The organism is Terrimonas ginsenosidimutans, assembly GCF_022012415.1.
Taxonomy (GTDB): domain Bacteria; phylum Bacteroidota; class Bacteroidia; order Chitinophagales; family Chitinophagaceae; genus Terrimonas_A; species Terrimonas_A ginsenosidimutans.
Map to the genome: position 1 here is coordinate 1 of NZ_JAKLTR010000039.1, position 8,584 is coordinate 8,584.

Below are 8,584 nucleotides of genomic sequence, written 5' to 3' on the forward strand. Positions count from 1 at the left end.
GGCGCGGCGAATACAAAGTCTGCTATGGCTGTTTTCGCTGCGTACGTCGCGTATCGCCGCGTTCCTTTACGCCAGTCAAATACTTATGGGTACACGGTAGCCTGAAGGGAGAGATTTAGAGGGGCCCTTACGCCACCCTGACTTCACGCACTACCCGAAAAAATGAAGATTCCTCAACTTGATGACATTGCCCGGCCGGGGAAGTTCTCTATATTGAAATAATGTTATAAGAATGATACTGGTTAATCAGGAAAAGATCTGCTTCTACTAAACTAAATAGTTCTTTGAGGCAGGAACGAATATGCGGTTGCATCCCATCTTCCTTACGTACGCACTTCCATTGTACTGCGATCACTATTTTTATGATCACTGCTTGCGTTTCAGCGCATACAATCAAGCAATGTATCCCTTTCCTGACTTTGGCTACGCAATCCCCCGTTTTGACTATGCCCAAGCGCCGCAATTATATCTCCCTGCGAAGAAATCTGATTATACCCTCCAAATAGAACTTAAGTATAAAAAATGCCCAGACAGATGTTGTTGTCGTTATCTTGCAGTTGGTCACAGAAAGGACTATCCGGCAGTATCGTTGTCATCCAATCCGGCTAAAGAGTTCTTACACTAACAGAGGGCTATCCAACGCTATTCAACAGGCAATAAAATCAAAACAATGAAAACATTTAAAAAGTATATACTCTTACCAGCACCTCCGGAGGATGTTTATTTAAGCTTAACAAAACCGCAAAGCATCAAACTTTGGACTGGTGCAGAAGTAGAGTTTGAAGAAGAAGCAGGAACTGAATTTTCTTTTTGGGATGGCGATATTGTAGGTAAGAATCTTGAATTTGAACCAGAAAAGAAGATTGTACAGCAATGGTATTTTGGCGAAGACAATGAACCATCGATCGTAACCATCAAATTACATCCGGATAAAAAGGGTACGTCATTGGAGTTTGTGCAGACCAATATTCCTGAAGAAGAGTATAAAGAGTTTACGGAAGGAATTACGGAATATTATCTTGGCGGTTTAGCCGATTTTTTTGAGGAAGAGGGATTTTGAGTCGCAATCTGCAATTTCACCATCACATCATCTCTATAATTTGTCCCGATGGGGATCTGCTTGCCTCCTATTTCAATTTCGCTAAATGTAAAGGCTTGTATTTTGTTTATGTTGACGATAAAAGAACGATGGATGCGCAGAAAAGAGGTCGCAGGTAACAGCGATTCAAAGTCGCCGATCTTGTACTTGGCAGTTATTTGTCTGTCGTGCAGGTGAATGACAATATAATCTTTCACACTTTCCACCCAAATGATCTCATTAAGATCAAGACGATGGAATTTACGGTCTGCCCGTATATTGATAAAATCTCCCTGTGCTCCCGTTTCAACCTGTGTAATAGCTGTCATCCGCTGCAGGTAGCGTTCTGTAGCTTTGAGAAAACGTTCAAAGGTAATGGGCTTTAGCAGGTAATCGATCAGGTCAAGATCATATCCCTCTATAGCATACTCCCTATAGGCCGTAGTGATGATCACCGCCGGGGGCTGCTGCAAGGTCTTCAGAAAATCCAGACCAGTGATCCTGGGCATTTTAATATCCAGAAACAACAGATCAACGGGCATTGATCTTAAAACGTTCAATGCTTCCACCGCGTTTGGACAGGTGGCAACCACTTCAAAAGCATCCAGCTGGGACAGGTGATTTTGAATTAACTGGATCGCCAGCGGTTCGTCATCAACTATGAGACACTTTACTTTCATTGTTATAATTCCGTTTAAAGTCCTTTCGTAAATTAATATACAATTCAACAACAAAGCAATCATCCTTTTCCAGGACAACCAGGTCATGACCGTTGCCGTAAATGAGTTGAAGTTGTTTCCGGATATTATTCAGGCCAATACGATTATCCTCGCTTATTTTACTGTCAGGCACAAAACTATTTATTACACTAAAGTGAAATTCCCCCTCCTGCAATGCAAGCCTGATCGCTATGAATGGCGTTCCGATATTTTCTCCAGCCCCATGTTTAAAGGCATTTTCCACCAGTGATAAAAGCAATAAAGGAGCGATATCCAGATCTTCGTCTATTTGATGGACGAAAGTCAACCGGAGCCTGTCACTATATCTCAACTTTTCCAGCTCCAGGTAGTTTTCGATGAGTTTGATTTCTGCCGCCAGGGGAACAGAGGCGCTATTGCAACGGTACAATACATGATCCAGTATCTCCGAAAGGCCTGCGATCGACCTAGATGTTATGGGTGAATTCATCAGCGACAGCGAATAGATATTGTTTAAGGTATTGAACAGGAAATGAGGGTTGAGTTGAGCCTTCAGTGCCTTGAGCTCAGCCTGTGCCTGTTCTTTTTCGAGGCGCAAACTGCGCTGCTGAATAAGGTACTGTCCTTTGATCAGCTTGATAAAGGCAAACAGCCAGGCCGTCGAAAAAGCCTGTGCGAAATAATGCAAAAATAGTTTCGGAAGATCAGTCATGATCTCCCAGAGGGATTCCTGTCCGAAAGGTGGCTGGCGTATCAGGGGTTCCAATATGTAGACAACGGCCAAACGGGAACAGACGCAGATCAAATAGCTACCGAATAACGCGTAAAAAGCTATTAAATAATAATTCTTTGCAGAAAGCAGTTTCGGGATGATCAGGTAAGCTACAAAATAGGAAGCAACCATCATAAACGACATGTAATAACAATGCCTGTAAATGATCTTATCGATCTCCTGATATTCCTCTATCGTATACCGGTTGAGGAAAATTATGGAAACAACCAACCAGAACAAAATGTGGCTTAGCACTCTGTGTCGTGAGCTGAAGTATACGATCCTCTCTATTAACGGCATAACAACCAAATATACGATTATGATCAGCTGGTTTTATCAATGGTCGACAGATAGGCGTCTGTCTCATCTATATAGCCCAAAGACGTAGATGCAGGTGCAAAAAAGGTATCTATCGACGGCAAACGCCAATACATCGACAGTCAGTCTCGCGCAAAGGCCTATTCCGCATATTTGCGAATAAAGCCTGCATAAAGAGAACGATCATACAAATGAAAACAGTTATGAGACAACTCCATTACAAAAACACGATCCGTGGAAAACAAGTAGTTACCGCCTGCCTTTTATGGACATTGAATCTTCTTACGACCATGGCTGCTGCACAGGAAAAAAAATATACCGCAGCATCGATCGATAGTCTTTTCAGGGAGAACATGAGTGCATCCGGGATGGTGGGCATGGGCGCGTCCATCATTATCAACAATAAAGTCGTTTGGAGCAAAGGCTATGGATACGCCGATAAGGATAAAAAGATCCCCTTTACCCCTAAAACCATCATGTATGTCGCGTCTATTTCGAAAACCTTTACCGGTGTTTGTGTCATGAAAGCTGTGGAGGAAGGCTTGCTATCGCTGGACGCAGATATTAATACCTACCTTCCTTTCAAAGTGGTCAATCCTTATTTTCCCAACGAAAGGATCACGCTGAGAAGTATCAGTACCCATACGTCTGGGATCAATGATCACGAACCCACCTATACTGATTCTTATTATTACGGAGGCGACAGTCCGGTTGGTCTCGGCGATTTTTTGCAAAGTTATTTTGAACCGGAGGGATCACGTTATTCAAAAAATAATTTTCTGCCCCATAAGCCTGGCACCTACCGTGAATATTGCAATATCGCTGTGGGACTGGCGGGTTATATCGTAGAAAGGGTTACCGGTATGTCGTTAAATGAGTACAGTAAAAAAGTGATCTTTAAACCGCTTAAAATGAAAGACACTGGATGGCTGCTTTCACAGATCAACCAGGAAAAGCACTCGCGTTTGTATGATAAGCAGGGAGACAGTTTAAAACAGATCCCCCTCTACGGTGTTCCCACCTATCCTGATGGAGGCATCCGTACCTCTGTTGAGGAACTATCGAAGTATTTTATCGCCCTGTTGAACAAAGGAGCTTATGGCGGGAAACGTATTTTAAAGCAATCCTCCATTGATACCATGCAGCGACTCCAGTTCACTCCTGCCAACAAGCCGGAGAATGTGAATCCAGCCAAACTCAACTCCGGGCTGTTTTGGGCTACTAAAGATGGAGGGACCAAACTTGGCTATGGAGGAACAGACCCCGGAGTAAAAACAGAGATGCTTTCAGACCTTAGCAAAGAGGTCGGCGTTATCTTATTTACGAACACGTCGCTGAGTGAAAAAGACCTCTTGAAATATTATTTCGGGATCTACCACGAGCTCTGGAAATATGCGGCACAATTAAAGCAGGAGAAAACCGGCAACCAGTAGTGTTATTGCTTCGGTATTTCGATGGCCGATGGCCGATGACCGATGGCCGATGGCAGATGGCCGATGACCGATGGCCGATGACCGATGGCCGATGGCAAATGGCAAATGGCCGATGACCGATGGCCGATGGAAAATGGCAGATGGCAGATGACCACATTGGGATTGAAGCTATTGATGCTGGTGGGCGTAAGTTATTGCGTCTAACAGATCGCTTCGGCCATCGGTCATCGGCCATCGGCCATCGGCCATCGGCCATCGGCCATCGGTCATCGGTCATCGGCCATCGGCCATCGGTCATCGGTCATCGGCCATCGTATTATTTAGCTCATCCCTGATTTGCATACAACCTTCAGGGATTTGCATACGCCGGCAAATCCCCTCCACCCGACCTTTGCCCTATTAAAATCATCACATGATAACAGAAAAAATAAAACTGGGCAGTCAGGGTCTTACGGTACCCCCAATCGGTCTTGGATGTATGGGCATGACCGGTTTTGAAGAAGGCAACATGTATGGCCCCGCGGACGAACAGGAAGCAATCGCCACCATTCACCGTTCGCTTGAATTAGGCGGCAACTTCTTAGATACGGCCGATCTGTACGGCCCGCTGAAGAATGAGCAACTGATCGCAAAAGCGATCAGCGGCAATCGCAACAAGTATATTATTGCCACAAAATTCGGATGGGAAATTGACGACAACAATAAGGTCACCTGGGCGATCAACGGAAGGAAAGAATATGTAAAGAAGTCTTTAGAACGTTCACTGAAAAACCTGAACACAGATTATATAGACCTGTATTACCTGCACCGTCTTGACAAAAATACACCTGTCGAAGAAACCGTTCAGGCAATGAGCGAACTGGTGAAGGAAGGAAAAGTTGGATATCTGGGCCTGTCAGAAGTTTCTTCCGAAACCGTGAAAAGGGCACATGCTGTTCATCCGATCACGGCGGTTCAAAGTGAGTATTCTTTATTCGAACGAACAGTGGAAGAACGGGGAGTTTTACAGACGCTGAAAGAACTTGGGATCGGGTTTGTGGCGTATTCGCCGCTGGGCAGGGGTTTTTTATCGGGTGATATCCGCAGCATTGATGATCTCCCCGAAAATGATTTCCGCAGAGGTATCCCAAGATTCCAGGAAACGCATTTTCACAAGAACATCGAACTGGTCAAAGCGATTGAATCGATGGCCGCTGAGAAAAACATTACCTCATCGCAATTGGCACTCGCCTGGATCCTGAGTAAAGGAATACTGCCGATCCCCGGAACCAAGCGCAGAAAATATGTAGAACAGAATATAGCGGCCGCGGGCATCAGGCTTAGCGAGAAGGATCTGTCTGAACTGGAAAGTATTGTACCTTTGGGTACTGATACCGGTAAGCCGTATGATGAGTTCAGCATGGGTCTTATCGACTAAGTTTGTCATAGAACTTCTTCATACCGTTAAATGATCTCAGTGATCTTAAAAGATTAAATGATGTGTTATGAATTCCATTAAGTCTGTTTCCGAATTTCACCGCCTGCTTTCCCTGCCTGAACCGAGGCATCCGCTTGTCAGTGTGATCGATCTGAAGGAGAGTTTCTTCCTCGAAGATGATGTCTGGAAAGGATTTGTCAACCGGTTCTACTGTGTCGCTTTAAAACGGGATGCGAAAGGTAAGATCCGGTACGGACAGCAGCATTACGATTATGATAAAGGCGTCTTGAGTTTTACTGCACCTAACCAGGTGCAGTATCTTGACGTACAGAACATGGAATGCGGCTCGGGTTTCCTGCTAATCTTTCATCCCGATTTCTTATTGAACCATCCTTTGGCGAACACGATTTCGTCTTATGGTTTTTTTTCTTATGCAGTCAATGAAGCGCTTCATCTGTCTGCCGAAGAGGAAGATGATCTGATCACCATATTGAAAAAGATTGATAAAGAATGTCAGCATATCGACAAACACACGCAGGGAATCATCTTATCCCAGATTGAATCTTTACTCAATTATTCCAACCGGTTTTACGAGCGTCAGTTCATTACGCGGAAAAACAGCAATCATAACCTGTTGATCAGGTTTGAAAAACTGGTGGATGATTACTTCAATGAAAATCCATCCAGCCAGAAAGGGTTGTTAACGGTGCAATATATTGCTCAGCAAATGAACCTCTCCCCTAACTACCTGAGCGATCTTTTGCGTGTGCATACCGGACAGAATACACAACAGCATATCCACGAAAAGCTGATCGAGAAAGCAAAGCAACAGCTATCCATGACAAATTTATCGGTCAGTGAGATCGCTTATGCATTGGGGTTTGAACACGCACAATCATTCAGTACATTATTCAAAAAGAAAACGGAGATGTCTCCCCTGGAATTCCGGCAGTCATTCAGTTGAATTTGCACTAAGGCCGGAGGATCTTCTCCATCGCCTTTCCCTTTGCTAACTCATCGATCAGTTTATCGAGATAGCGAACCTGTTGTATCACCTTATCTTCAATCTCTTCCACCCTGTACCCACAGATCACTCCAGTGATCTTTGACACATTCGGGTTTAATTTTGCCTGTGCAAAAAAGTTCTCGAAGTCGGTTCTATCATCGATATGCTTTTGCAGTGTTTTTGCATTATATCCTGTAAGCCAGTATATGATCTGATCCACCTCTTCTTTTGTACGGCCTTTCTTCTCCGCTTTCTGAATATAGTGAGGGTATACGCTTGCAAAAGACATACGATAAACCCGTTCATTATTTTTATTATTCACTATGACGTTTTAAGGTCATTAAAAATAATAAAAACCCGACAATACCCGGGCAGGACAAAAGGAATAAATCCGGGAGACATAACGTTTACTACTGGTCGCTTCGTTTTGTTTTGCCGATACTGCCTAGCTTTACCCCCAGCAGGAACAAACCAATGAACACCGCTCCTATCAGTAAATATCCGGTGATAGCACGAAGCCAAAAACTTCCGGTTCCGTAATGCACATCATCGCTATAGAATGCGAAATTGTATGAAGGGCGTAAAAATTTCCTGATCCGGCTTCCGACAGAAAGATCACTTTGCTCTTGCAGATACCGGGGATAATAGAAACGGAAACGCTGAGGCGCGGCAAAATAACTTTTAAATATTGCAGGAAAACTATCAAGACTGAGCGACCGGATGGAATCTTTGAACGTAACTGCATTGAGGTGTTCTGTGCTGATACCCGACCTTAGGATCCGGTTCAGCCCGATCGTATTGAGCGGCTTATCTGCGGTTCCGATAAATGCTATCCCATTCGTCGGATCTGTATATGCCCAGCTTCCGTATTCCGGCAGGTATACTTCATTGAACGCATGAACAGGGTATGAAAACGACCCATACCCTTCTGTAGAGATCAGTCGCGTTGAAAGACCCGCAGCATCCGTCATCGCTCCAAGCAATGTCGAAATATTACCACACCAGACTTTTACTTTTCGCGCTTTCAATAAACCCAGCAATTCAAGCGGAGTTTTACCGGATACCGAATCTGCGGGAACGCCCAGGTTAGGTTGAACGACCGGCATCAGATGCGCGTAGATCTTTCTCAATATTTCCAATCCCTGATCATCAGCGTCAATCCCGACGCTGTCGGCCAGATACACAAGCATTTCCCGTTTCTGTGGTTTAATATAGGCAAAGTCAAATGCCCAGTCATGGTGACTGCTCAATCTGGCTTCTGAGAACACCAATGAGGAACTGTTCAGTTCAAAGTTGCTTCCCAGGCTATTTCCTGCGGCCTTGTAAGCACTAACTCCGGAGAAGTTAACGGAGAAATGAATGGAATCAATTCTTCCTTTTTGTTTTATCCAGAATAACTGCTCATGATCGTTTGGCGTGAACGAAAGCGTTGAATTGTCTGTGAAATGTGACGGACTGAGGTTGGACGAAAGACCGGCTGTATCACCGGCAAGTTCCATGACCAGGTTTTGTTCGCTGCTTTGAGCACTTTTGATATGCAATACTTCCTGATCGAGATAGAGTTCATTGTATGATAACTGCACGGCATAGCTATCAGGCAATTTTTTCCTGGCATACCAGTTCAGTGCAGTAAGAATAAGCGTAGATAATAGCAGAATAACTATAACGCGATTGAGCCGCATGCAAAACGTCTTTTAGTGAGGAGATGTGTTATCCTGTGATGGATTTCGCGGCAAGATATGAATTTATTGAAGGTTGAATGTTGAAGTGGTACTGCTTGCGGAGACATCCTGGGGTTTGCCAGGTATAGGTTGCCGCAGATTTTAAGACATTGGTCAGGTTAGAAAGCTTGATGGCGTAAA

8 protein-coding genes are annotated in these 8,584 nt (G+C 44.3%); 4 read left to right on the forward strand and 4 right to left on the reverse strand.

The window, feature by feature from the left end; genetic code table 11:
- Positions 1-670: 670 nt before the first annotated feature.
- Complete coding sequence (locus LZZ85_RS28000) at positions 671-1,060, forward strand: SRPBCC domain-containing protein (RefSeq protein WP_237877411.1); 390 nt, start codon at positions 671-673, stop codon at positions 1,058-1,060.
- Here LZZ85_RS28000 and LZZ85_RS28005 read toward each other — a convergent pair.
- Complete coding sequence (locus LZZ85_RS28005; RefSeq protein ID WP_237877413.1) at positions 1,015-1,758, reverse strand: LytR/AlgR family response regulator transcription factor; 744 nt, start codon at positions 1,756-1,758, stop codon at positions 1,015-1,017. The genes LZZ85_RS28000 and LZZ85_RS28005 overlap by 46 nt on opposite strands.
- On the reverse strand, positions 1,733-2,848 hold the full coding sequence (locus LZZ85_RS28010) for a sensor histidine kinase (protein WP_237877415.1): 1,116 nt from the start codon (positions 2,846-2,848) through the stop codon (positions 1,733-1,735). The genes LZZ85_RS28005 and LZZ85_RS28010 overlap by 26 nt, the downstream gene beginning before the upstream one ends.
- 221 nt (positions 2,849-3,069) lie before the next feature.
- On the opposite strand from LZZ85_RS28010, the gene LZZ85_RS28015 reads away from it, so the two are divergent.
- The 3 genes from LZZ85_RS28015 to LZZ85_RS28025 all read left to right on the forward strand — a co-directional run bounded on the left by LZZ85_RS28015 (position 3,070) and on the right by LZZ85_RS28025 (position 6,680).
- Positions 3,070-4,299: a serine hydrolase domain-containing protein gene (locus LZZ85_RS28015; RefSeq protein ID WP_237877418.1), complete on the forward strand. Its 1,230-nt coding sequence runs from the start codon at positions 3,070-3,072 to the stop codon at positions 4,297-4,299.
- Between the two features lie 412 nt (positions 4,300-4,711).
- Positions 4,712-5,716 carry an aldo/keto reductase gene (locus LZZ85_RS28020; protein ID WP_237877420.1) on the forward strand — a complete coding sequence of 335 codons (1,005 nt, stop codon included), beginning with the start codon at positions 4,712-4,714 and terminating at the stop codon, positions 5,714-5,716.
- A 67-nt stretch (positions 5,717-5,783) separates the two neighbouring features.
- On the forward strand, positions 5,784-6,680 hold the full coding sequence (locus LZZ85_RS28025; RefSeq protein ID WP_237877422.1) for a helix-turn-helix domain-containing protein: 897 nt from the start codon (positions 5,784-5,786) through the stop codon (positions 6,678-6,680).
- A gap of 7 nt (positions 6,681-6,687) precedes the next feature.
- Here the strand turns inward: LZZ85_RS28025 and LZZ85_RS28030 are convergent, their stop codons facing one another.
- Positions 6,688-7,044, reverse strand: a complete 357-nt coding sequence (locus LZZ85_RS28030) for a DUF2200 domain-containing protein (protein ID WP_237877424.1) — start codon at positions 7,042-7,044, stop codon at positions 6,688-6,690.
- 88 nt (positions 7,045-7,132) lie between these two features.
- Positions 7,133-8,404 (reverse strand): transglutaminase-like domain-containing protein, encoded by a 1,272-nt coding sequence (locus LZZ85_RS28035; protein WP_237877427.1) that lies wholly within the window; start codon positions 8,402-8,404, stop codon positions 7,133-7,135.
- Positions 8,405-8,584 lie beyond the last annotated feature (180 nt).

Excerpts from the sequence above, each read along its gene's own strand:
- LZZ85_RS28005 (WP_237877413.1), bottom strand. The coding sequence starts at position 1,758 with ATGAAAGTAAAGTGTCTCATAGTTGATGACGAACCGCTGGCGATCCAG.
- LZZ85_RS28010 (WP_237877415.1), bottom strand. The coding sequence starts at position 2,848 with ATGCCGTTAATAGAGAGGATCGTATACTTCAGCTCACGACACAGAGTG.
- LZZ85_RS28035 (WP_237877427.1), bottom strand. The coding sequence starts at position 8,404 with ATGCGGCTCAATCGCGTTATAGTTATTCTGCTATTATCTACGCTTATT.
- LZZ85_RS28020 (WP_237877420.1), top strand. The coding sequence starts at position 4,712 with ATGATAACAGAAAAAATAAAACTGGGCAGTCAGGGTCTTACGGTACCC.
- LZZ85_RS28000 (WP_237877411.1), top strand. The coding sequence starts at position 671 with ATGAAAACATTTAAAAAGTATATACTCTTACCAGCACCTCCGGAGGAT.
- LZZ85_RS28015 (WP_237877418.1), top strand. The coding sequence starts at position 3,070 with ATGAGACAACTCCATTACAAAAACACGATCCGTGGAAAACAAGTAGTT.
- LZZ85_RS28025 (WP_237877422.1), top strand. The coding sequence starts at position 5,784 with ATGAATTCCATTAAGTCTGTTTCCGAATTTCACCGCCTGCTTTCCCTG.